Source organism: Streptomyces sp. NPDC017056, assembly GCF_044332485.1.
Lineage (GTDB): Bacteria > Actinomycetota > Actinomycetes > Streptomycetales > Streptomycetaceae > Streptomyces.
The window spans coordinates 25701-47775 of record NZ_JBIRPD010000022.1 but is presented as its reverse complement, the minus strand read 5'-3'; the positions used below and the strand labels follow the sequence as shown (position 1 = coordinate 47775).

The 22075-nt window shown below is 67.2% G+C and carries 20 protein-coding genes and 1 pseudogene; 12 read left to right on the top strand and 9 right to left on the bottom strand.

Annotated elements, in window-relative coordinates; genetic code table 11:
- Positions 1 to 259: 259 nt before the first annotated feature.
- Positions 260 to 835 carry a TetR/AcrR family transcriptional regulator gene (locus ACH4OW_RS31910; RefSeq protein WP_360134045.1) on the bottom strand — a complete coding sequence of 192 codons (576 nt, stop codon included), beginning with the start codon at positions 833 to 835 and terminating at the stop codon, positions 260 to 262.
- A gap of 280 nt (positions 836 to 1115) precedes the next feature.
- Between ACH4OW_RS31910 and ACH4OW_RS31905 the strand changes: the two genes are divergently transcribed.
- From ACH4OW_RS31905 to ACH4OW_RS31895, 3 genes are all read left to right on the top strand, one after another.
- Positions 1116 to 2606 carry an MFS transporter gene (locus ACH4OW_RS31905; protein ID WP_398031303.1) on the top strand — a complete coding sequence of 497 codons (1491 nt, stop codon included), beginning with the start codon at positions 1116 to 1118 and terminating at the stop codon, positions 2604 to 2606.
- 237 nt (positions 2607 to 2843) lie between these two features.
- Positions 2844 to 3740: an SDR family oxidoreductase gene (locus tag ACH4OW_RS31900; RefSeq protein ID WP_398031302.1), complete on the top strand. Its 897-nt coding sequence runs from the start codon at positions 2844 to 2846 to the stop codon at positions 3738 to 3740.
- Between the two features lie 150 nt (positions 3741 to 3890).
- Positions 3891 to 4499: an O-methyltransferase gene (locus tag ACH4OW_RS31895; protein WP_398031300.1), complete on the top strand. Its 609-nt coding sequence runs from the start codon at positions 3891 to 3893 to the stop codon at positions 4497 to 4499.
- A gap of 138 nt (positions 4500 to 4637) precedes the next feature.
- Here the strand turns inward: ACH4OW_RS31895 and ACH4OW_RS31890 are convergent, their stop codons facing one another.
- Positions 4638 to 6941, bottom strand: a complete 2304-nt coding sequence (locus ACH4OW_RS31890; protein WP_398031298.1) for a hypothetical protein — start codon at positions 6939 to 6941, stop codon at positions 4638 to 4640.
- Positions 6942 to 7078: 137 nt separating this feature from the next.
- On the opposite strand from ACH4OW_RS31890, the gene ACH4OW_RS31885 reads away from it, so the two are divergent.
- Positions 7079 to 8854 (top strand): hypothetical protein, encoded by a 1776-nt coding sequence (locus ACH4OW_RS31885; RefSeq protein ID WP_398031296.1) that lies wholly within the window; start codon positions 7079 to 7081, stop codon positions 8852 to 8854.
- Positions 8855 to 9304: 450 nt separating this feature from the next.
- Here ACH4OW_RS31885 and ACH4OW_RS31880 read toward each other — a convergent pair whose 3' ends face one another.
- The 3 genes from ACH4OW_RS31880 to ACH4OW_RS31870 form a co-directional block, all read right to left on the bottom strand.
- On the bottom strand, positions 9305 to 9448 hold the full coding sequence (locus ACH4OW_RS31880; protein ID WP_398031294.1) for a hypothetical protein: 144 nt from the start codon (positions 9446 to 9448) through the stop codon (positions 9305 to 9307).
- Positions 9449 to 9959: 511 nt separating this feature from the next.
- Positions 9960 to 10358 carry a GNAT family N-acetyltransferase gene (locus ACH4OW_RS31875; protein WP_398031293.1) on the bottom strand — a complete coding sequence of 133 codons (399 nt, stop codon included), beginning with the start codon at positions 10356 to 10358 and terminating at the stop codon, positions 9960 to 9962.
- Positions 10359 to 10463: 105 nt separating this feature from the next.
- Complete coding sequence (locus ACH4OW_RS31870) at positions 10464 to 10922, bottom strand: Lrp/AsnC family transcriptional regulator (RefSeq protein ID WP_360134071.1); 459 nt, start codon at positions 10920 to 10922, stop codon at positions 10464 to 10466.
- 224 nt (positions 10923 to 11146) lie between these two features.
- Here ACH4OW_RS31870 and ACH4OW_RS31865 point away from each other — a divergent pair, with 224 nt between their 5' ends.
- Both ACH4OW_RS31865 and ACH4OW_RS31860 read left to right on the top strand, forming a co-directional pair.
- Positions 11147 to 11773 carry an AzlC family ABC transporter permease gene (locus ACH4OW_RS31865; RefSeq protein ID WP_398031290.1) on the top strand — a complete coding sequence of 209 codons (627 nt, stop codon included), beginning with the start codon at positions 11147 to 11149 and terminating at the stop codon, positions 11771 to 11773.
- A complete protein-coding gene (locus tag ACH4OW_RS31860; RefSeq protein ID WP_398031289.1) occupies positions 11766 to 12095 on the top strand; it encodes a branched-chain amino acid transporter permease in 330 nt (109 codons plus the stop codon). Before ACH4OW_RS31865 ends, ACH4OW_RS31860 begins: the two co-directional genes overlap by 8 nt.
- A gap of 87 nt (positions 12096 to 12182) precedes the next feature.
- Here the strand turns inward: ACH4OW_RS31860 and ACH4OW_RS31855 are convergent, their stop codons facing one another.
- Positions 12183 to 13097, bottom strand: coding sequence for a ketopantoate reductase family protein (locus ACH4OW_RS31855; protein WP_398031287.1), 915 nt, complete (start codon positions 13095 to 13097; stop codon positions 12183 to 12185).
- A gap of 117 nt (positions 13098 to 13214) precedes the next feature.
- On the opposite strand from ACH4OW_RS31855, the gene ACH4OW_RS31850 reads away from it, so the two are divergent.
- Positions 13215 to 14117, top strand: a complete 903-nt coding sequence (locus ACH4OW_RS31850) for a LysR family transcriptional regulator (protein ID WP_360134083.1) — start codon at positions 13215 to 13217, stop codon at positions 14115 to 14117.
- 246 nt (positions 14118 to 14363) lie between these two features.
- On the opposite strand, the gene ACH4OW_RS31845 is transcribed toward ACH4OW_RS31850, so the two are convergent.
- Positions 14364 to 14924 (bottom strand): TetR/AcrR family transcriptional regulator, encoded by a 561-nt coding sequence (locus ACH4OW_RS31845; protein WP_398031285.1) that lies wholly within the window; start codon positions 14922 to 14924, stop codon positions 14364 to 14366.
- Positions 14925 to 15019: 95 nt separating this feature from the next.
- On the opposite strand from ACH4OW_RS31845, the gene ACH4OW_RS31840 reads away from it, so the two are divergent.
- On the top strand, positions 15020 to 15622 hold the full coding sequence (locus ACH4OW_RS31840) for a DUF2867 domain-containing protein (RefSeq protein ID WP_398031283.1): 603 nt from the start codon (positions 15020 to 15022) through the stop codon (positions 15620 to 15622).
- Between the two features lie 387 nt (positions 15623 to 16009).
- On the opposite strand, the gene ACH4OW_RS31835 is transcribed toward ACH4OW_RS31840, so the two are convergent.
- Positions 16010 to 16483, bottom strand: coding sequence for a nuclear transport factor 2 family protein (locus tag ACH4OW_RS31835; protein ID WP_398031281.1), 474 nt, complete (start codon positions 16481 to 16483; stop codon positions 16010 to 16012).
- Between the two features lie 210 nt (positions 16484 to 16693).
- Between ACH4OW_RS31835 and ACH4OW_RS31830 the strand changes: the two genes are divergently transcribed.
- From ACH4OW_RS31830 to ACH4OW_RS31820, 3 genes are all read left to right on the top strand, one after another.
- Complete coding sequence (locus ACH4OW_RS31830) at positions 16694 to 17269, top strand: hypothetical protein (RefSeq protein ID WP_398031279.1); 576 nt, start codon at positions 16694 to 16696, stop codon at positions 17267 to 17269.
- A 163-nt stretch (positions 17270 to 17432) separates the two neighbouring features.
- Positions 17433 to 18260 (top strand): dimethylargininase, encoded by an 828-nt coding sequence (ddaH, locus tag ACH4OW_RS31825; RefSeq protein WP_398031277.1) that lies wholly within the window; start codon positions 17433 to 17435, stop codon positions 18258 to 18260.
- Between the two features lie 218 nt (positions 18261 to 18478).
- Positions 18479 to 19222 carry a cyclase family protein gene (locus ACH4OW_RS31820; protein WP_398031275.1) on the top strand — a complete coding sequence of 248 codons (744 nt, stop codon included), beginning with the start codon at positions 18479 to 18481 and terminating at the stop codon, positions 19220 to 19222.
- A 380-nt stretch (positions 19223 to 19602) separates the two neighbouring features.
- Here ACH4OW_RS31820 and ACH4OW_RS31815 read toward each other — a convergent pair whose 3' ends face one another.
- Positions 19603 to 20325 carry a TetR/AcrR family transcriptional regulator gene (locus ACH4OW_RS31815; RefSeq protein WP_398031274.1) on the bottom strand — a complete coding sequence of 241 codons (723 nt, stop codon included), beginning with the start codon at positions 20323 to 20325 and terminating at the stop codon, positions 19603 to 19605.
- 113 nt (positions 20326 to 20438) lie between these two features.
- On the opposite strand from ACH4OW_RS31815, the pseudogene ACH4OW_RS31810 reads away from it, so the two are divergent.
- A pseudogene (locus tag ACH4OW_RS31810) lies at positions 20439 to 21996 on the top strand (FAD-dependent oxidoreductase).
- Positions 21997 to 22075 lie beyond the last annotated feature (79 nt).

Here is a 22075-nt window from a genome sequence, read left to right as displayed (position 1 = left end):
AGCAGGTCCGTACGCGTTACCGGGTGGGGGGAGGCCAGGGGTGCCGCGTACGGGTTCGGGGCACCCGGCAGATCCCCCCGCGTCGAGCGATCTTGAGGCTCTTGGGCAGACGTAGCGGCGTCTGTAGACCGTCGCAGGTCACGTTCGTCTCCGTAGACGCGGACATCGGTAGGCAGAGCCTGGGCATGACGAATGTGTGGGTGGTCGTCGGCAACTGGAGCGCCCCAGCCATACCGCCAGGGCGCCAAGGCGGCCGGTGTCAGCGAGCGGTGAGTCCGCGCAGGAATTCCTTGGCCAGTTGATGGGTGTCGATGCTATTCGCGCTGCGTCCCGACAGGATGTGGAAGAAGGGCGGGCCCAGGAGAAGTGCCGTTGCCTGTTCGATCGACAGCGCGCTGCCGCTGGTGTTGAGTACTGGTTCGATGACTGTTGCGGCGCTCTCGCTGAGGATGTCCTTGGAGGAGAGGAGGGCCGCGACAGCAGTGTCGTGCTGGGCCTCGCCGATGAGTGCCCGGTAGGCGGCTCCGGCGTGGGAGTTCACGAGAAAAGTCACGAACGCATCCAGATAGGCCGCGAGGTCTGTTGACGGTTCGCCGCTCAGGGGCACCGAAAGTTCCTGCTGGGCGTCGATGGCGCTGGCCTCGTAGAGAATCTCTGCCTTGTTCGACCACCACCGGTAGACGGTCTGCCGTCCCACGCCGGCTCGCTCCGCGATGCCCTTCATGGTCAGTGCCGCGTAACCGACCTCGACGAGCAGGTCGTCGGCTGCGTTCAAGACGGCCGCTCGGGCGCGCTCGCTGCGAGGCCGTCCACTGCGGCCGTGTTCCTCAACCATGACACCACTATAACGAGTCACCATGCCTCGCATGTGTTACGGTTGCGAGGCATGGTGACTCGAAAGTGTCGCCGCCTGTGGTGTTGTGTCCCCGGCCATTCCTTCCCATGCGCGCGCCAGGCCGAGTGCGCCAAGCCACCTGAACCCTGTGTGCGCCAAGCCGTCTGAGGCTGCGCGAGCCAAGCCGCCTGAGGCCGCGTGCGCCAAGCCGCTTGAAGTCGGCTCTCGCCCCGGGCCTCGCCGCGCCTTCAAAGAGCATTCGAAAAGGAAACAAGATCAAATGACTTTCACGGTGGAACGCCCTGTCAGCCAGGCGCAACGGCCTGGCCTGGTGCTCGCCGGTATGAGTGTGTGCACCGCTTTGGTCGTCGGATTCGTCGCGGCAATCAACCTTGCGGTACCGAAGCTCGCGGCGAGTTCGCTGCATCCGACGTCGTCCGGCCTGTTGTGGATCGTTGATGCCTACGTTGTCGTCTTCGCCTGTCTGGTCATCCCCGCCGGCGCCGCCGGTGACAAGTTCGGCCGCAAGGGAACGCTCCTGACGGGGTTGGGTGTGTTCGCGGTCGGCGCCGTCTTCTCGGCCATGGCGCCGAGCGTGCCCGTCATGTTGGTCGGGCGTGCCATCACCGGTCTCGGAGCGGCGTGTGTGCTGCCCAACTGTGTCGGCGTCCTCATTCACGCCACTGCGCCCCAGCGCCGCGCCCACGCGCTGGCGGTATGGGCGGCGGCTACCGGCATCGGCGGTGTCGTCGGCAACGTCGGCGGCGGCGCCCTGCTGAGTATCGGCTCCTGGCGCGTGCTGTTCGTGGCGGTGGCGATTGTTGCGGTCTGCTGCCTGGGGTGGGTGGCGGCCTGCGCGCCGCTCAGTGCACGCCACGCCCGCAGTCTCGACCCGGCCGGTGCGGTGCTGTTCGTGGCCGCCGTCGTCGCACTGCTGACCGGCATCATCGAGGGCCCCGAGCAAGGGTGGGGCAGCGCTGTCGTCCTTGTCGCCTTCGCCTGCAGTCTCGTGCTGGGTCTTGCCTGGTTTCTGGTCGAGCTGCGAGTGCCCCATCCCATGCTGGATCCTCGGCTGTTCCGCAACCCTTCGCTCAGCAGTGCCGGCATCGGCATGACCGTCATATTCTTCGGCAGCTTCGGCCTCTTTTACGTCAACGCCTCACTGCTCCAGTACGGTCGTGGGTTCACCGTCCTGCAGGCGGGCCTCGGAATTATCCCGCTGACCCTCCCGCTCCTGTTGGGCACCCGTTACGTCCCCGGACTCATCCGTCGTACCGGGCTGCCCGCGGTCCTCGTGGCAGCTTTTCTCCTCGTGAGCGCCGGCCTGTTCGGGTTGTCCTTCACCTCGGCCATGCCCTATCCCCTCTACGCGACGGCACTGTTCGTCATCGGCCTCGGCATCATGCTCGCCGGGCCGTGCCTGACCGCGGAGATCGCCGCCGGCTTGCCTGTCGAACAGGCCGGAATCGCCGGTGGGCTGCAGTCTGCAACACGAGAATTGGGGAGTGCGCTGGGGGTTGCCGTCGTCGGCACCGTCCTCACCGCCGGCTTCACTCAACATCTGCCGGCAAGTCTGAGCCACCACAGCCCAGTTCCGCACACCGTAGCGGAAGCGCTGACCCTGGCTCCGGCCGAACGCGACGCTATTGCTGAGGCGTTCATCAGCGGCGCGGACACCGCTTTGCGCACGGCTGGCGTCCTCACCCTGATTGCCGGGGCTCTCGTCGTGGCCGGGGCGACACGTGCGCGCCGAAACGGCGCCACGGGATAGGTGTACGGGCTCAACAGTCAGCCTGGCTACGCCCTCCCGGGGCTGGGGAGGCGTCCACCCGCACCGCCCTCTCCGGTAAGTAGACACGGTGTCTCGTATCTGCTAATTTCAAGGCACAGTGTTCCGTAATTGGGGGCCCGGTCGGCAAAGTTCCTACCTCGGCCCGGCCCGAACCCCCCTCTCTCGAACTCTTGCGCATCTCATTCCCTGTACAGAAATACGAAGGAGACCACGCACATGCGTGCTTTTGTGACTGGAGCGACCGGCTGGATCGGCTCCGCTGTCGTGGACGAGCTCACCGTTGCAGGCCACCAGGTCGTCGGACTCGCCCGATCGGACGCGGCCGCACAGACGCTGGCATCGAAGGGCGTCGACGTCCTCCGCGGCGACCTGGACGACCTGGACTCTCTCCGACGGGGTGCCGCACAGGCCGACACGGTCATCCACATGGCCAACAAGCACGACTGGGGCAACCCGGCCGAGACCGACCGCTCCGAGCGCGCCTCGGTGCACACCCTCGCCGAGGCGCTCGTCGGCACCGACCGCCCGTTCATCGTCGCCGCGCCCATATCCGGCCTTGTCCAGGGCCGGCCCGCCACGGAAACCGACGTCTCCCCGGCCGTTGGCCTGGACTCGAACCGGGGTGGCAGCGAGAACCTCGCGCTGGACTACGTCTCCCAGGGCGTGCGAACTGTGATCGTCCGCTTCGCGCCGAGCGTCCACGGCGTCGGCGACTGGGGGTTCGTCAACTTCCTCGTTACTGCCGCCCGTAAGCAGGGCGTTTCCGGCTACGTCGGCGACGGCTCCGCCACCTGGTCGGCGGTGCACCGTGGCGATGCGGCCCGGCTCATCCGCCTCGGCATGGAGAAGGCCCCGGCCGGGACACGGCTGCACGCCATCACTGAGGAGGCCATCCCCACCAAGGTGATCGCGGAAACCATCGGCCGGCACCTCGGCATCCCGGTGGCCTCGATCGCCCCGCAGGACGCCACCGCGCACTTCGGAGCCGTCGGCAGCTTCTTCGCAACCACCATGACCGCATCCAGCGACCTGACCCGTCAGATGCTCTCCTGGAACCCCACCGGACCGACCCTGGTTGAGGACATCGAAGCCGGCGCCTACACCACCGCCTGAGACAACGCTCCGCCCGGCCCGCCACACACAGGCGGGCCGGGCGGCCTCAAACGCTGCCTAGCAACAACCAGAAACCGCAGAGGAGCCAGAGCCATGGCAACGCAGCTACACACGCTTTCTGACCCCCGAGTCGCCACTGCCTTGACCCGCATGTTCGAGGGCGCTACACACGACAGCGAAACCGCGACGCGCGCCAGGGCGCGACGGTCCTCCGGCTACGTACCAGCAACTCCACAGGAGCAGGCCGACGCGGCAGAAGAGATCTACATGCCGATCTCCGCCGACGGCGGCAAGCTGCTCTACAACCTCGTCAGGGCCATCCACCCCGCCACCGTCATCGAGTTCGGCACCTCCTTCGGAATCTCCACGCTGTACCTGGCCGCCGCCGTCCGTGACAACGGAGCCGGAAAGGTTGTCACCACGGAGATGAGCCACAACAAGGTGGCCGCCGCCCGGCGAACCTTCGCCGAGACGGGCCTTGAGGATGTGGTCACCGTGCTGGAGGGCGATGCCCGGCAAACCCTCGCCGACCTTGCCACCCCGGTCGATTTTCTGCTCCTCGACGGATGGAAGGACCTGTACCTGCCCGTCCTACAACTCCTCGAACCCCGCCTGGCGCCCGGCAGCATCGTGGCCGCCGACGACGTTGAGTTCGAGACCGTTCAGCCGTACCTCGACTACGTGCGTGACACGGCGAACGGGTACGAGAGCGTGACCTTCCCGGTGGAAGACGGAATGGAGATCAGCTGCCGGCTGTAGCCGCATGCAAACGGGCAAACGGGCAAACGGGCAAACGGGCAGACGGGCAGACGAGTCCGCGACGCCTCCCTCGACGCATAACGCCCCGCCAACCGCGCAACCGCAACCCGCTCACCACGGTTTCATGCTGATGTCATGTCATTCCACCAGCTCCCGTGCCTGTTGGTACAGCTCGCCCACGGCGTGGTGCCAGCGCACTATCTGGCTCCCTGCCTCGAACCACTCGTCCGCCGCCTTCCGGTCACTCCACTCCTTCACCTTGGCCACGAGCGAAGCGCAGTCCCCGGCCAGGTCCCGGTTTCCCAGAGCCCACCGAACCTTGCGGGCGCACTCGTGCACCCGGTGCGCCGCACGGTAGTAGGCGATCTGCGCCTCGGTCAGACGGCGCGTCGCGTAACCACCGCACTTGCTGCACGGGTCGAATCGCTCCGCGTGCAGCATCTCCTTCACGGTTACCAGGTCATAGCCCCTGGTCAGGCCGCGATCGTCGCGCTGGTGCGCGCAATCGGGGGAGTGGGCCCTGCCCTGGAACTTTCCGGCGGCGTCCGTTGTGTACAACTGCACCCGCGCCAGAACTCCCAGCGGCAGGCCCGACCCGCCACGCGACCCGTCTTCGGGAACCGTCCTAAAGGGCGCGAGGTGCAGTTGTTCCATGGCCAACAAGCCATGCCACACGTCATTAGGGAAAACATTCCGGCGGTAGCCGATCTCGTCGTACGTGCCTTCGAGCACTCGCAGATCCGTCACTCCGCGCGCGAGAATCAGGAACCGCAGCGCGACGTCGGCGTCCCGGCTTCTGCCGCCGAGGCTACTGAGCCGCGCCACCACTTGTTCGCCCTCGGCTATGCCGAGGCTGCGACCGAAGTCCGGGTGTTCCGGATCGGAACTGCGCGATGGCCAGACCGATCCGGGTTCCGGAGAGTCGGCTGCCTCGACCTGCTCGTGCCATTGGGGCAACACCTCCTCAGGCAGGCCGCCGGCGGCTGCGACGATCACGTATCGTTCGCCGCTGCTCACCCGCCGCTCCAGCTCCGACAGGGACATCACCTCCGGCCCATTCGCAGCGGACAGCACCAGATAGAGCTGATCGGCATCCCGCGAGACGGTGCGCAATGCTTGAAGGTGGCCCGCGGTCACCGGTCGCCGCTGCGCGATCGGTCCGTCGTCGAACACCCCGGGTTCCACCGACTGTGCAGGCGCAGCCACCGGTTCGGCAACGGCATCTTCGGGCAGGCTGCAGGGCAGGGCCGAGTCGGAGGACGTCAGGCGAACAGCGACGGGCTCGGGTACCCGCAGCGTGACGGTCAGCCGCTCCCAATCCGCGTCCACGCCCCAGGAGGCGAGCACGGCCAGCTCCCATTCGCTGAGGTCATGGAGGAACGACTCGTCGTGGCCAGGTCGGCGTTCCGGACGCCGCTCAGGGAGGCGAGCGATCAGGGTTCGCTCCCCGTACTCACCGACCGCGGCAGCCTCAGCTGCAGCCGTCCACGTGGACACCAGCTGGTACGCGCATCTGAGTACGGCGTCCCGCCCCTTCCGCCGCCCGCTCATCCCGTCCGTGAGGTGGTGCGCCACGTAGCGATGCTCCCGGGGGTGCTCCCAACTGCTAGCCGCGCGCCCGTTCCACCGCCGCCACAGCGACGCCAGCTCCGACCGGACCGTCGCTGATGCGCCCAGCGCGGCGAGCGCCGGGTCCTCCACCGGCAAGTCCGGAGGCTCCATGGCCCCCGCGCATGCAGCCACCACCAGTGCGTCCCGGCTGACCAGCTGCCCGGCCTGCCGTTGCAGCAATGCGACGTAGGCAGCCTTTTGCCGCAGGCCGGCGTCGGCCCAGGGCCGTAGCCACGGAAACGGAGCCAGGAGCTGGTGCGCCCGGTGCAGGCTCGCAGCTGCGTCGCGCCACTGCTCGAAGATCAGGGCCCGCTCGCTGTGGGCCTCCTGCACCTCGTGCCAGTCGTCCTCGTCTTCTGCCAGCTCTTCCGACCCGTCCGACTTCTCTGACCCGCCCAGCTCTTCCGACCCGCCTGACTCTCGCGACCCGCCTGGCTCTTGCGGCCCGCCCTGATTCTCATGCTCGCCGCGAGGCAGCCGATTCAGCAGGGCGGCTGCCTGCCGCACCTCGTCATCGCTGCGCGTGTCCTCGTCCGCCCCGGCGTAGCGCTCCAACTCGTATAGCAGGCCCAGGCCGGTCAAAGCCTCAAGAAATATGCCCGCCCCCGTGCCAGGCCGCGCCCACTGCCCGTGCTCGGCACAACGCGGACACATCCGCCTGGCCGCCTCGCCGAGTGGCAGTTCCGAAGCGGCCATACGCCCGGTACGGGCCCGGGAACAGTGCTCCGAGGCGTGGAGCTTGGCCGCCTTGCCCGGCGTCGACCAGACCTCGACGGGTGCATTCGCGAAGGGCCCCAACGGCACCTCCGGCGACAACCGACCGTACGTCATGCAAACCCCCTCCCTATCGCTCTCCGAGACTAACCCGGGCCACTGACAAGCCCGCCGCACAGGCGGCCTGCCGCGGAGACAGCCCGCCGCACGGACAAACCACCGGCGGTGTCACAGGGCTGGGTTACGCTGCGCGGGTGACCATCCCCGTGCCTTCTCAGGCAGACATCGACTTAGCCATAGCCACCACCTCAGGTTCTGGACGTACAACGGGCGCGGATACCGAAGGGGTGGCCGAACTGGCGGCAGCACTGGGTGTGTTGCGCCGGGTGGAAAGCGGCGAAGAGGTTCCGGACGCCGCGGTTCAGGACGCGCACGACCTGCTCTACGCGAGCGCGGCTCGCCACCCTGGCGGCGGGTGTCTGCGACGGCTGGCCGAGGAACTGGTCGGCCGGGGAATCGTTCCCAAGCCGTGGAATTACGACGGTAAGTGGTACCTGTGGTGGCCCAAGAACGGCCGCGGCCCATGCCGTGACTGTGGGCAGACGCGTTCCCTGACCCGCTATTCGGCGCGCTTCGGCAAGGAATACCGCTACCTGTGCGCGCGGTGCCGCACTGCGGAGAGGGAGCTGGACGTTCAGCAGGCCGAGGAGTTGCGGACCATGCTCGGTAGCTCTCCAGCCCATACTCACGCGGACCGCGACCAGCTGCCGACGATGGCCGGCATACCTGCCCACACAGGGACGCCGTCATCCGCGGCAGGGAACCGCCCTACGGACCACCAGTGGAGCGACTTCGTGGACCGATTGCACGACCTACTGGCGCCGCTGGAATGGGCGGGCTTCGAATTGCCAGAGGAGTGGGACGGCGAATTCGATCCTGAAGTGGGTGCTGTGCTGTTCTCGGAACTGTGGCGTGGTGACGGCTGTTTAGTGGCCGAATACCGGCCCCAGGTAGGAGCGCTGGAGCTGCAGCCGTTCGACGATGTCACAGGAGACTGGCCCGAGTCCTACACCATGCTGGACGACGCCATCGAACTGTCCGTGGGGACATCCGGGGAGGATGGGGTGATCACAGTTGCCCGTGCCGCAGGCCATGCGGGACTTTTGGATGCCACGCATGTTCGTGTCGCCGATACCGCTCCTGAGGAGGCCAAGCAGGAGTTCGCCCTCGCCCGTATCCGCCGAATATTTGAGCCGGCCGCCGCTTTCCGACGACTGCCGCTGGTCGAGATCCTGCGGGAAGTCAGCGAGCACGAATGGCTGAGCACGTACCTGGAATGGGTCGTCGGAATGGCGGGCAAGGACGTCGCGCCCGACATCGTGCCGGACGCGGCGGCGCTCGGCGTTGCCGCCTGGTGCTGGCGGAACAACACCGCGGTGGAGCAGCACCACCTGAATACCGACGTGCTGATGGCGCGCGTCAACATTGCCGTCACCCGTATCGTCCAAGAGTACGTCTGCCCGCTGGAAGGCATCGACTGGGACGGCATCCGCTCGGCGCTGATGGACCCGCACTGGTCCTTGCCCGACGGCACCCCGATTCACTCGCTGTTCGGTTCCGGCTGGAGCGAAGTAGCCTCCACTGTCACCGACGAGCTCTCCCGCTGGAAAGAACTCGACCACCAGGTCCTGGGGACGGAGACGACTCTGATCCTGATGACCATCGGCGGTTCCACGAGCTACACGGACTCATGGTGGGGGCAGGGGCGCTGGCACAGCATCTGCCAGCGCATTATCGAGAGCGCGACCGCTGCCGAAATAGCCCTGCCGACGCCTTATAACGCCCGCGGCCAAGCCGCCTTTCTGGCCGACTTGGACGATCCCGACCAGCTTCCCGACCATGTTCTCGACTGGCTCATAGACCTGCCGCAAGCAAGCTCCGACGGCCCCTACGGCCTCCGCTTCCATCCTGCGACCAGACCGCAACACAGATGCTGGGACCCGTTCTGGCTCAGCGAAGACCAGTCCTGAAGGTGAAGATCAGGCCTGAAGAATAGGCAGGACGGACGGCACCCGAGCGGAAGGGAGCCATCCTTCCGCCGTTCCGGCGCCTGTTCATGGGGCGTTGGCCCGCCGCACCCGGGGTGGCGTGCAAGACGACGCCGCTCAGTCGGTAGGTGGTCTCCGGTGCGAGCCTGGCGTGCGGGCAGCGCGCTTGAAGACGGTGCACAGATCGGTGGTCCAGGCACTGGGCACCGTCGAGTCCTCGCCGTGGGACATGGCCGGCCATTCGAAGTGACGTACCGCCCTGGTGTAGCAGACCACGTCGGTCTGCAGCCGGTGGCGCTGCGCGGCGTTGGGGGAAGAAGTCGGCGACCTCCACGAAGTGGTCCACCGCATTGGCCTCGGTGTGCACCGCTTCTTGGACTTTGTGGTACGAGGTGGCGGCGGTGGCCAGGACGAAGGCGAGGATCAGCATGGTCAGGTCAGTGTCTGTACCGGGCTGATCAGGTCCTGCACCGACAGGCCCGAGACGTCGGCGTCGCTGTCCCGGCGGCGCAGAAAGTGATGGGCGATCACGCCCAGGAGCAGGGCAACCAGGGCCACCACAATGGTGACGATCATGAGCGCGTCTCCGGGAACGGGGGCAGGGCTCGATGCCGGTGGTTACTTCCCCGAGGACTTTGCCTGAGGACGACGATCGTCATACGAGTTAGGCTGCCCGTTCACCCGGTTACCCGTTCGGGCGGCAGTCCTGGACCTCTTGGAGGTATCGGTCGCGACACGGCGCCGAGGTCGTGGGCGGGTGAGGTGCAAGCGCTTGGCCGCGCGAGGAGGGAGGCAGGCCGTCGGACCCGTCGAGACGTACCGACAGGCGCCGCCAGAAGAACCCTCGCGTGCTTGTACGGTACGTCGTCGTCCACGACATCGACGCCGCCGCCCACCTACCACCCGGCGCGACCTCGACCCTGGAAAAGCGGTGCAGGACCTGTTGCGGGCGTAATAGGAACTGGAACAGGAATACGAACAGGGGCAGGGGAGCGTAGGAGTACGGCGAGATGGCGGCGCGTTCGGCGACGGGTTACAGCGGAGGTGGCCTGGCCGGGCGGGCAACCGACTGCGGAGTAAGCCTGAGCTAGCGCAAGGCGATGAGCCCTGCGTCCGTCGGCTTGAAGCCGCACGCGTCGAAGTAGAAGGGGCGCAGATGCTCGTCGAAGTCAACGTGGAGCCATTCGCAGTCCGCTGCGCGAGCCCCCTTCACGGCGGTCGACACGAGTCCGGTCCCGACCCCGGTCTTGCGCACGTCCTGGGCGACCATCGTGTCGAGAATGAAGGCATGGACGCCACCGTCCCAGGCGACGTTGACAAACCCCACAAGTCTGCCGCCTTTCCGGGCGCACACCCAGCCGAGGCTGTGGCGGTGCACTTGCGTGTGCCAATCGATGGGTATCTGGACGTGATCGAACGCCTCCGCGTGGAGCGCGTTGACGGCGGCGTTGTCGAAATCGCCGCGCCACTCATACGTGACAGTCATGGGCCGCATCGTAGGCTGTGAGACGTACGGTTCAGCCGCTGAGGACGCCTGTCCGCAGACATCCGGCAGCAGCCGGCCGCGTGAGCTGCCGTGGCCGGGCCGAGATCACGGGTTGGCCTTGAGTTCCTTCATCGTCAGGTGGGATTCGAGGCGGAGGACGGCCGGCAAGCAGCTGAGCTTGCCGGTGAGGAAGGCTTCGTAGGCGGCGTGGTCGGCGACGGCGACGCGGAGGAAGTAGTCGGGGCGCCCGTACATGCGACGGAACTCTATGACCTCTTCGTAGGAGGCCACGGTGTTCTCGAACTCTTCGAAGCTCTTGCGGTCCTGGGCGTAGATCTCGACGGCGACGAGAACGTCCAGGCCGCGGCCCACGGCCTCGGGATTGATGACGGCCCGGTACCCAGTGATCACGCCGGTCTCCTCCAGCCGCTTGACCCGGCGCAGGCAGGGCGGCGGGGTCAGGCCGACCCGCTTGGCCAGCTCGACGTTGGTCAGCCGCCCGTCCTGACTGAGGTGAAACAGAATGTCGCGATCAACGGAATCAAGGGTCACTTTATTGCTCACAACGCCATCCTAGAGCGATAAGCGGTAACCATATGAGGCGAGAATCTTTCTAAAATTTCGCCATGCGAGAAAGTCCTGCCGCTGTCGAGAGCCGCTCTCGGCCACCCATGTCCACCTCTCCTTCCACGCCCACCTCTCCTTCCACGTCCGCCCCTCCCTCCGTAACACCGTCGCATGCGCGTGCGGCGCTCAAGGACTCAGCCGGTGCCAGCCTGGGGTTCGTCGTGGTCGGGCTCGCCTTCGGGGCGCTGGTGACGCAGTCGGGTCTGGACTGGTGGTGGGCGGGGCTGTCCGCGACGCTCGCGTTCGGCGGATCGTTCGAGTTCCTGCTCATCGGCATGGTCACCGCCGCAGCCCCGCTGGCAACCATCGCGCTGTCCGCGTTCATGGTGAACGTACGGCACGTCTTCTACGCGCTGTCCTTCCCCCTGCACCGCATACCCGGCCGCCTCGGCAAGACGTACAGCGCCTTCGCCCTGTGCGACGAGGCGTACGCGCTGGCCACCGGGGAACAGGCCCGCTCCTGGTCCAGTCGGCGCATCCTGTGGCTGCAGTTCTTCCTGCATCTGTACTGGGCCGGCAGCGCGACCGCCGGAGCCCTGCTCGGCTCTCTCATCCCGGACAGCATCACGGGGCTGGACTTCGCCCTCACCGCTCTGTTCGCCGTCCTCGCCCTCGACGCCGTCCGGGATCTGCGCGGTGACCTGCCGACCCCCGCGCTCGCCCTGCTCAGCGCTCTGGCCGCCCATTTCCTGTTCCCCGATCAGATGCTCCTGGCAGCCTTCGCCCTGTTCGCCGCCGCCCTTCTGGCCCGCCAACTCACCACCGGCAGGAAGCCGACCCATGCCTGACGCGCGCTACGCCATCGCCGCCATCCTCGTCGCCGCCGCCATCACCTGGGGCCTGCGCGCCCTGCCCTTCGCCGCCCTCACACCCCTGCGCGCCAGCAAGACCGTCCAGTACCTCAGTTCCCGCATGCCAGCCGGCGTCATGGTGATCCTCCTCGCGTACTGTCTGCGCGACCTCTCCTTCACTCACGCACGCAGCTTGGCTCCGCTCGTCGCTCTGGCCGTCACCATCGGCCTGCATCTATGGCGCCGCAACGCGCTGTTGAGCATCCTTGGCGGCACAGCCGTCCACGTGATTCTGGCCAGCACGGTCTGCGCCGCCTGAAGCCGCAACCGCTACGGAACCGTGTCGCTACGGAGCCGTGTTGCTACGGAGTCGTGTTGCTACGGAACCGTGTCGCTACGGCACGAGTCAGCCAGTCAGTTCGGCCATCAGCCGGCTCACCACTGGCACTGGAACTCCGTGCCGTTCGGCTGCCCGCAGCACCGCCCCGCCGATCGCATCGAGTTCCAGCGGAAGGCCCGCCTCTGCGTCGCGTTGCATGGACGACTTGCTGTCGGCCGGGAACGTGTCGTACAACGCCAGAGCTTTTGCGGGATCGGTGGGCGCACCGCAGGCTCCGCTCACCGCCGCGGCTTCTTCGACGAGGGCCGCCAGTTCTTCGCGTCGCTCGGTGCGCACTGCGCCTATGGTGAGTGCGTACCGGGTGGTGAGCAGGGCAAAGGGCGCGAGGAAGGCCAACTTTGTCCACAGTGCGGCAGTCTCGTCATCGGACACGCGCGTGCGCACCCCGGCGTCAGTCAGCATCGCGGCCGTCGGGGCAAGGCGGTCATGCGCTCCAGCCAGGTCGATCTCCGTGAACGGGCTGCCGTGCTTGATGATGCCCGGAGCTGTACGGGTCGACTCGACCCGGATCACACCCGCCGCGACTTCCTGCGCGTCGTAACGCCGGCGCAGCACCGACAGATGCTCGACGCCGTTGAGCAGGGGGACGACCAGCGCGTCGCCGAGTGCCTGTGCCGGTATCCGTTCCAGAGCCGCGTCAAGCGCCGTGTGCTTGACCGTGATCAGGCACAGGTCGACGTGCTCGCGCAGTTCGGTGTCCGCTTCGACGCGCGTGGTGAAGTCGCCGAACTGCCCGCTGAACACTCGGATGCCGTCCTGGCGCAGTGTCCGGACGGTGTCCTGCCCGGCCACGCAGATGACCCGGTGCCCGGCCCGGGAAAGCACTCCGACCAGAAGGCCGCCTACTCCGCCTGGGCCGAGTACAGCAATGGTCCGCTGGTGAATGGAGGGGAGGTTGGTGAGAGACGGGGACGTGGGCACGCGTGGGTTCCTCTCGTGTACAGGGCAGGTTGCCGCCCCGAAAATCATCGACGCCTTGCAAAGCCAGAGTCAACCCTCGGGTTTTATGAGCCTCACCCAAGGGATAGCTTGGGGATCATGACTCTCGACGATCTGCGCGTCTTCGTCGCGGTGTGCCAGGCCGGCAGCCTGAGCGCCGTGGCCCGGGAACTTTCCTGTACGCAATCTGCAGTGAGCCAGCACGTGAAACGGTTGGAACGGGAGACGGGGGTGCAACTTCTGGAACGCCACCCACGAGGGGTGGCTCCCACCTCGGCGGGACAGATACTGCAAGCGGCGGCAGCGGACGGCATCGCCGGTCTCGACTCGGCCCTTCGCAACCTCAAAGAGCTGGTACGCGGCGACGCAGGCTCCGTACGGGTGACAACCGGAGCCACCACCGTGCGGCACTTCATGGCCGAAGCCGTGGTGGACTTCCGCAGACGCTTCCCCAAGGTGAGCCTGGAGTTCCAGACGGAGACCTCCAGTCGCAACTGTTTCGACGCGCTTGCCTCCAGCGCCCTCGACCTTGCCTGGATCACCCTCGGCAGCCCGGTCCGCGGCATCGAACAGCGTTCTGTGGTCGAACTGCCCTGGGTGCTGGCCGTACGAGCCGACGACCCCCTCGCGGAGCGATCGCATGTCGAAGCCGCCGATCTGGCAGGCATCCGGCACATCAGACTCCCGGAAAGCTCCTCCTCCCGAGCCCACTTGGACACCGCCTTCGCGAAGCTCGGCATTCAAGTAAGGTCCGACACCAGCGTCGCCGACTGGGACACCGCCATCCTCCTGGCGGAACTCGGCCTCGGCCACGCCGTCGTGCCTGCCCTGCCCGACCAGCAGGCACCCGAGGAGCCCGGCCCGCTTCGTTTCCTGCCCATTCCCGACCTGCCTGAACTGTCGGTGGGCTGGGCAGTACGTCGCTGGGACGCACTCACCCCACTCGCTCGCGCTTTCGCCGACGCTGTAGGTTCCACCTGCGCGCGCCGACGCGAACAGTGAATGTCGCACTTCGAACGGGTTGAACGCCGCCATGGGTCTCGCACCACTGAGCGCTCCCTGAGCAACGTGCGGGGCCCGGCGCGCGCCGCGACGCGTTAGTCGGCACCTGGTCAGGCATCGTGGAACGGGGCTTGCCGTCTCCGTGCCCGGGCAACCTGACCGGCCCTTGTCGACCGACGGGCGTCCACTGCACCGTCGCGTGAGCCTGCCTGGGCGTTACGGCTGCGAGGATGGTGGCGGGAGTGGCTATTCCAGCAACCTTCGCCTGATCAGCTCCATCACTTCCGCGCGGCTGCGCTTGCCGTTGTCGGCGGCGTTGAGGTGGTTGCCGATGCGCACCGAGACAGCGATCAGGCAGCGGACCTCGACCTCGTCCTCGTCGGGGCAGAAGGAGGAGAACAGGGAACGCAGGTAGTCCACACGGCGGTTGTCGACGCGGCGCAGGCGCTCGGCGACGGCCGCGTCGCGGCGGGCCCAATCGCGGATCGCGATATCGGCGGTAGTGCCCCGCACCGGCCCGTCAGCAGCGGCGGCGGCGATGGCGAACAGTCGCTCCAGTCTGGCCCTGGCACTTCCCCCGCCGCTCTCAACCTGCTCGATCACACTCTCCGTGACCTCGTACTCCCAGGTGTCGAGCATTTCGGTGAGCAGCGCATCCCGGTTGCGGAAGTACCCGTAGAAGCCACCCTTGCTGACATTGAGCGCCTGCGCCAGTGCCTCGATCCGGACTGCTTCGGGGCCGCCCGCGACGAGGGCCCGCAAGCCTTCCTCGATCCACTTGCCCCGTGGCGTGCGGATCGCGCCCATAGTGTGTGCCTCCTCACGCCCCTGCCGAGTATACGCGGGCGTATAAATGGTTCTACGCTTGGTCTATACGCCACCGTATAGGAAGGGGTTTGTTCATGAGACTTCCCCGAACCGCCCACACCTACCGCCCCTGGCGGATTCACGAGATCGCCGGCGACTTCACGGTTGAGGATGTGTGGGCACTGCCCACCCCCGGCGGACCCAACGACCTGGCGTGGCTGGTGCGCCAGCTCGCCGATGGCATGAGTGGCGGGGTAAAGGGAGAAGGGCCCGTCTCGCGCGTTCTCTTCGCCGTCCGCTGGAAGCTCGGAACACTGCTCGGCTGGGACAAGTCCGGCACCGGCGTTGGCGCCCGGCTGCCCTCCCTGCGCGACCGGCTGCCGACGGACCTTCGCGAGGGCCCCCAGGGCCCCGACCTCGGCTCGTCCCCCTTCATCTCCCTTTACCAGACGGACGATGAGTGGGCCGCCGAGATGGGCAACAAGACCGTACACGGGGTGATGCACATCGGCTGGGTGTCGGACGGGTCCGGCGGCTACCGCGGCCAGATGGCCGTCCTGGTGAAGCCGAACGGACGGTTCGGAACCCTCTACATGGCCGCCATCAAGCCCTTCCGGTACCTCGGGGTGTACCCGGGCCTGATCCGCTCCCTCGGCCGCAAGTGGCAGGCGAACGCCGCCAGACGAATCTCGCACTGACGGAACCCCGCACGGTACGACCACACCGCCAGGCCGGTGCCGCACGTACCGCTGTGCGCAAACTTTGGCCCAACGCCGTGCATTCCAGGAAAGCATCCGCTGACATCGCGGACACTGAATGGCCGGAACTGGTTCCAACAATGGTGGTCACCACGGTGCGACGGTTGCAACTAGCGTGTCCTGGCACATCTGGAGCTGGCTCCTGTCCCTCCGATTGTGATCGGAGGGACAGGAGGGAGAGGCAGTGCCTAGAGAAGACGCAGCCATCACGCCCAGCACCGCTGGCTAAAACACTCGGCGTCGCCAACTCAGGTGCTCACCCGCCATGTGAAGCGCTCAGCCGCAGCCCCCTGAGCAATGTGCGGGCAATAGGCGTAACGAAGGGAGCTACTTTTCTGCGGCGGCTTGACGCAGATGGCGACTCACATCGCCGACGAGGTTGATGCAGACCCGCCGTTCCACGAAGCGCCACTGCCCTTCACGGCGCTCGAAACGGTCGCGGTACCGACCGCCGGCGATGGGTTGCAGCGGCAGGTCGGGCAGCGCCTGCAATACGGTGACGTACGAACGCGCAACCGCCGTGCCGGCCTGTTCGTCGACCTCGATGGCGACGTTGGTCGTGACATGCTGGGTCCGCGGCGTGCCGTCGGCGTAGACGATCAGAGCGTCCTGAAACAGCTGCTCAATTGCGTCGCGGCCGCTCACTGGCTCGCCACTGCCTATGAAGGTGGCGTCAGCGAGAAGGACGCCGAGACCTGCGAAATCGCCGTCGTCCACGAGCTCGGCGTAGCGTGCGATCAGATTCTCGACGGCCCGGTAGCTCGGCATCGGATCGGCAGGCAGGTGGGGGGATATGGACATGGTCTCCTCCAAGTAATACGGGCGATATTCAGCGTTCAGCGCGCTGCCCGGTGACGACAAGGCTGCGAATGCGAATGCGAATGCGGATGTAGAGGTGGAATCAGGTAGCGGGCCCACCATCCGGGTCAGGCTTGCGGGTGGTCCGGCATGGCGTCAGGCCGACGGTGCGATGTGTCTGGATGCTGATAGCCGGAACAGGCAGGAGAGAACGTGGACGATCCCAGCCGTCAAGGAGCCCGGAGCCCGGCATTCACCAGTGTGAGCCATGAGGCTTCCGGTCAGCCGGGGGTTATCGTCATCGCGCTCGCCGCCGTGCTGACAGCCGCACTCGCACAAGGTTCGTGGCAGTGGTTCGCCACGTACATCGGGGTGACGCTCCTGGCGGTGATCTTCTGCTATTACCGGCTGCCGACGTGGGCGCCCGGCCTCCGATCTGCGTACGTACGGAGTTTGGCGGCGTTTTCACTGGTCGTCGGCCTGTGCATAGCGATCGCACTCGCTCCCATGCTGCAGCGTTGGGCGTGGCTGTTTCCGATGCCGGGCACGCGTGGCAAGTGTCCCGCACTGGGCACCTACGAAAGCCTTCGAACTGAGGCAGAATTGGCGAATCCGGCCGGTCGCGACGCTGCTGCCTTGGTCCATGCACAAGACGTTCACCGTCATACCGCGGTTGCTGACTGCTTGTCCGTCACCACGACCCTGTGGTTGCCGGTCTACGCCGCCGGGGCGGCCGTGCTGGTGGGGCTGGGCGCTTGGTCTGTCGATCGAGTCCGGGCTAGGAGATAGGCGACTGTAGCAGCGCACGTACGACCGTCTCGGGCAGGCCAAGGTCGTGGCCGTAGCGCGTATCTTCGAGAGATACGTGCAGCAGCTCAGCCGGGCCGTTGCCGAACAGGAGGGGGCAGATCGCAACGGGGGTGAAGAGTTGCCAGGTTTGTGAGGAGCTGCCTTGCCGCGTCACGCCACGACCCGTCATTACTTGATGTGCCGCCCCACGTATTTCGAGGTCACTGAGGCCCGCACCCCGTGGATGGATCCTGACGAACCGGTGAACGCTGCCGTGGCCTGCCGGCAGTGGGAGCAGTTGCGGGATCGTCTTCGTGCCCTCGGGCATACCGTGGAGGAGTTGCCGCCGCGCCCCGGGGCACCGGAAATGGTCTTCGCGGCCAATGGCGCCACCGTGATCGATGGGCGTGTGCTGGGTGCGCGCTTCACACACCGCGAACGTGTCCTGGAGGCAGCCGTCCACCGTGAGTGGTTTCTCTCGCACGGCGTCACCGCGTATCGAGAGCCGGAACACCTCAATGAAGGCGAGGGCGACTACGCGATCACCTCTTCCTGGCTGCTCGCCGGCCACGGTTTCCGCACGGATCTGTCCTCGCACGCCGAGGCGCAGGAGTTCTTCGACCGCCCTGTGCTCGCCCTCGAACTCGTAGACCCTCGCTATTACCACCTCGACACGGCTTTGGCCGTCCTGGACCCCGCCGCGGACGAAATCATGTACTACCCGGGAGCCTTCTCTGAGGCCAGCCGCGCCGTGCTGCGACATCGCTTCCCCGACGCGGTGCTCGCGGACTCCGCCCACGCCGAGGCCCTGGGCCTCAACGCCGTCTCCGATGGGTGGCACGTCCTGCTCCCCGAGGCCGCCCATAAGCTGTTTCCCGCCCTGCGCGCCCGCGGATTCGAGCCGATCGGCATCGATCTGAGCGAGCTCGCGAAGAGCGGCGGCGGCGCGAAGTGCTGCGTACAAGAACTTCGCGGCCTCGCTTCGCACTGACGCACGGGAAGCAGGAACAGCACGCGCGCATGTGACCTCCGAATTCACGAAGCTGCCTCGCCGACCGTGTTGGCGGCGCGCGACCTGCTTAAAGCAGTCTCCGTCGAGGCCCGCTCACCACCACGCGGCACAACGGCATGAGCTATTAGAGGCAACGTGATCCGTCTCTGGCCATCGCCTCCCGCTTCACGGCAGCCGAACCGGACATGATGGGCCATATGATCTCCATGCGGGTGCTGGACCTGACGCACGCATTCGGCCCTGGACAGCCGCGCGAACCGGAATTCGACGACGAGCAGCGTCACCGGGAAATGACCATTGAAAGAGATGGCTTCGACGCGGTCTACCACCGCATCGCCGGCTCATGGGGAACACACGTGGACGCCCCAGCCGAGATGGTGGCCGGGGGCCGCACCATTGATGCCTTGCCGGTCGAGGACCTGGTCCTTCCCCTGACCGTCCTCGACATCTCCCAGGCCGTCACCGACAACCCTGACCGCTGCCTCGGCCGGGTTGACGTACTCGATTGGGAGCGACGCCATGGCCCGGTCCCCGCAGGTTGTTTCGCCGCCTTGCGTACCGACTGGTCCCGCAGGTGGCCCGACATCGACGCGATGCGCAACGTCGACTCGGACGGCATCTCCCACACCCCAGGCTGGAGCCTGGACGCTCTTCGCTACCTCTTGGTCGAACGTTCCGTCACGGCCATCGGCCACGAAACCATCGACGCCGACCCCGGGATGTGGACCACCGCAGACGGCCCCGAGGGCGCGACCGCGGCGGAGAACGCACGCCGCCGGTACGCCTGCGAGGCCTACGTACTCGACCACGACAACTACCAGGTCGAACTACTCACCAATTTGCACGCCCTGCCCCCGACCGGTGCACACATCGTGGTCGGCGTAGGCAAGGCCAGAAACGGTACTGCTTTTCCGGCCCGCGTTCTGGCCTTGGTCCCTTAGGAGCCTCTGACGGACGCGGAATGCGGAATGCGGAACGCGGGGGGCTACGGGGTGCGAGGTGCGATAGGCGGCCGGGGGAGTGGTGCTGGGCATGGTTGGGCACGGGCGGGCACAGACGGCGCATGCTTGACGGAGGTCGCGCGTCCTGGGGCCGTCACGGTGGGATGTTGTCAGGGTGCACGGAACCGCCGTCGTTCGAAGAAGACCCAGCTCGTGCACGAAGCGCGCCTCGACCGACCGGGCGGGGAGGCTGGAGCCGTACGAGTCGCATCACGTGAGCGGTGTTGTCTTCGCTGAGCTGGGTGTGTCTGGGGCGCTGTCGGCTCGCTGCGACCAACCTGCCGTTCATCTGTCCGACGAGGTGTGAGGGCGACACCGGGTCAGCGGTGCGCGAGGCCGTCGATCATCAGGGCGAGGGTGAAGTCGAACCGGTCGTGGCCCTCGCCGGCGGTGAGTTCGGCGGCGTGGCGGGTGGTGTACGGGAAGGTGGCGGCAGGCAGGGCGGTGAACCGGCGTAGCAGCTCGTCGCGGTCAAGAACCCAAGCGGCGTCATCGGATGCCGATCGTTGACGCGCGATCGACGTTTCCAGGCAGTAGGCGGCCACGTACAGCAAAAGGGCGTCGATGGCCCAGGCGGCGGCCTGCGGGGCGACGCCGCCGGCGAGCAGGATCGCCAGCATTCCTTCGCTGACGCGCACGATTTCAAGGTCGGTGGGGGCCATGGCGAGCGCGGCGCGGGAGATTCCGGGATATTTCAAGTACTGGTCGCGTATCTGTGTGCATACGCCGCGGACCTGCTGCCGCCAGGCCGCGGGGTCGGGCTCGGGCAGTACGAGCTCGGCGCACAGTCGCCCGATGAGCAGTTCGTCCAGGTCCGCCTTGTTGACCACGTGGGCGTAGAGCGAGGCGGGGCCGGTGTCGAGCGCGCCGGCCAGTCGGCGCATGGTCAATGCCTCGTAACCCTCTGTGGCGATGATGTCGAGCGCAGTGTTGACGACCTGGTCCACGGTGATGGGTGCCTTGCGGCGCCGCGGCCTGGGGCCGGCTTCGGCGCCGGGGTTCGGTGGCTGGTGGCGCGCCGCGCGTCGTTCTCTCGGGTTCACCGAACCATCATAGCTTGACGCGAACGCTGTTCGTTTGTAGAACGCTGTTCGTGACAACACATGTGAAGGACCAGGACCAGGACCAGGGTCAGAACGGGGACGTGGGTGTGAATGTGGACGTGACCGTGGTCGGAGCCGGGCCGGTGGGCCTTGTGCTCGCCGCGGAGCTGGCGCTCTCCGGGGCGGCGGTGCAGGTGCTGGAGCGACGGGCCGAGCCGGACGAGGCGATGAAGGCGGGGGCGATCAACGTGCCGACGGCCGAGGCGCTCGATCGCCGCGGCCTGCTGCCTGCCGCCGAGCAGGTGCAGCGCGAGATGCTTGAGCGGGTGGGATCGTTCGCTCGCGTGGTCGACGACCAGCAGCCCGGTGGCGGTCGGGGAGCGCGCGAGACGCGGTTCACCGGGCATTTCGCGGGCATGATGCTCGACGCCGACCTCGTGGACTGGTCCGATCCCGACCTCGCCGCCCACACCGCGGTCGCCGGAGCGAGGATGGTGCCGCAGCGCGAGCTGGAGGAGCTGCTGGCCGGCCATGTCGCGCGACTCGGCGTACCGGTGCGTCGCGGAGTGGAGGTCACCGCGCTTGAAGACACCGGCGACGGCGTGCTCGTCGGCACTACTGCCGGCACGGTGCGCACCGGGTGGCTGGTCGGGTGCGACGGTGGGCGCAGCACCGTGCGCCGCCTCGCGGACATCGACTTCCCCGGCACCGACCCCGAGCTCACCGGGCACCTGGCGGTCGTCGACATCGCCGACCCGGAGAAGCTGGCAAACGGGTGGGCGTGGTCGGCCCGAGGGGCGTACCGCTACGGTCCGCAGCCCGGGCGGGTGGTCACCGTGGAGTTCGAGGCTCCGCCGGCCGACCGCTCGACGCCGGTGAGCCTGGAGAAGTTGCAGGCCAGTCTGCGCCGGGTCTCGGGGACCGACGTCACTCTGACTGCGCTGCGCGGCACCGCGACCCGCTGGACCGATAATGCCCGACAGGCGGCGACCTACCGTTCGGGGCGGGTGCTGCTGGCTGGTGATGCGGCGCACGTGCACTCGCCATTCGGCGGTCAGGGGCTCAACCTCGGTGTGGGCGACGCGATGAACCTCGGTTGGAAGCTCGGTGCCGTGGTCGCCGGGTGGGCGCCCGCAGGACTGCTCGACACCTACGACATCGAACGCCGCCCCCCTCGGTGCCTGGGTGCTGGACTGGACGCGGGCCCAGATCGGTGTGATGCGCGGGGACGCTAAGTCGGCCGCGCTCCGGGAGGTCGTCGCCGATCTGCTGGGCACCCGGGCGGGCACGACCTACGCAGTCAAGAAGATCTCCGGTGTCACGCAGCGTGTCGATCTGCCCGGCGACCACCCTCTGGTGGGGCGGTTCGTCCCCGATGTGTGGCTGGGGGACGGCTCCCGTCTGGTGGACCACGGTCACGACGGCGGATTCCTGCTGCTCGACCGCACTCCGGACGGCGCGTTCGCCCACCTCGCCGCGGCCTGGTCCGGGCGGGTGAGCAGCGTGACCGACGCCCCCGCGACCCCAACCGTGATGTTGGTACGCCCGGACGGGGTGGTCGCCTGGGCCTCAGACACCGCCGGCACCGCCGCCGCCACGAGCCTCGAAGCTGCCTTGCACCGGTGGGCCGGCGTGCCGTCGTCCTCACCCAAGGGGGAGCCGGTGGGCTGAAACCGTCCGGATCTTTCTCGGCTGGTGTACTGCCGGATGAGGTGGCGTTGGTGAGATGGACGGTGACCGCGCCGACGGG

What these genes read in the sequence shown, in the direction of transcription:
- ACH4OW_RS31835 (WP_398031281.1), bottom strand. Translation starts at nt 16,483, where the DNA reads ATGTCCATATCCCCCCACCTGCCTGCCGATCCGATGCCGAGCTACCGG.
- ACH4OW_RS31900 (WP_398031302.1), top strand. Translation starts at nt 2,844, where the DNA reads ATGCGTGCTTTTGTGACTGGAGCGACCGGCTGGATCGGCTCCGCTGTC.
- ACH4OW_RS31890 (WP_398031298.1), bottom strand. Translation starts at nt 6,941, where the DNA reads ATGACGTACGGTCGGTTGTCGCCGGAGGTGCCGTTGGGGCCCTTCGCG.
- ACH4OW_RS31820 (WP_398031275.1), top strand. Translation starts at nt 18,479, where the DNA reads ATGATCTCCATGCGGGTGCTGGACCTGACGCACGCATTCGGCCCTGGA.
- ACH4OW_RS31845 (WP_398031285.1), bottom strand. Translation starts at nt 14,924, where the DNA reads ATGGGCGCGATCCGCACGCCACGGGGCAAGTGGATCGAGGAAGGCTTG.
- ACH4OW_RS31840 (WP_398031283.1), top strand. Translation starts at nt 15,020, where the DNA reads ATGAGACTTCCCCGAACCGCCCACACCTACCGCCCCTGGCGGATTCAC.
- ACH4OW_RS31905 (WP_398031303.1), top strand. Translation starts at nt 1,116, where the DNA reads ATGACTTTCACGGTGGAACGCCCTGTCAGCCAGGCGCAACGGCCTGGC.
- ACH4OW_RS31850 (WP_360134083.1), top strand. Translation starts at nt 13,215, where the DNA reads ATGACTCTCGACGATCTGCGCGTCTTCGTCGCGGTGTGCCAGGCCGGC.
- ACH4OW_RS31910 (WP_360134045.1), bottom strand. Translation starts at nt 835, where the DNA reads ATGGTTGAGGAACACGGCCGCAGTGGACGGCCTCGCAGCGAGCGCGCC.
- ACH4OW_RS31860 (WP_398031289.1), top strand. Translation starts at nt 11,766, where the DNA reads ATGCCTGACGCGCGCTACGCCATCGCCGCCATCCTCGTCGCCGCCGCC.
- ACH4OW_RS31875 (WP_398031293.1), bottom strand. Translation starts at nt 10,358, where the DNA reads ATGACTGTCACGTATGAGTGGCGCGGCGATTTCGACAACGCCGCCGTC.
- ACH4OW_RS31895 (WP_398031300.1), top strand. Translation starts at nt 3,891, where the DNA reads ATGTTCGAGGGCGCTACACACGACAGCGAAACCGCGACGCGCGCCAGG.
- ACH4OW_RS31880 (WP_398031294.1), bottom strand. Translation starts at nt 9,448, where the DNA reads ATGATCGTCACCATTGTGGTGGCCCTGGTTGCCCTGCTCCTGGGCGTG.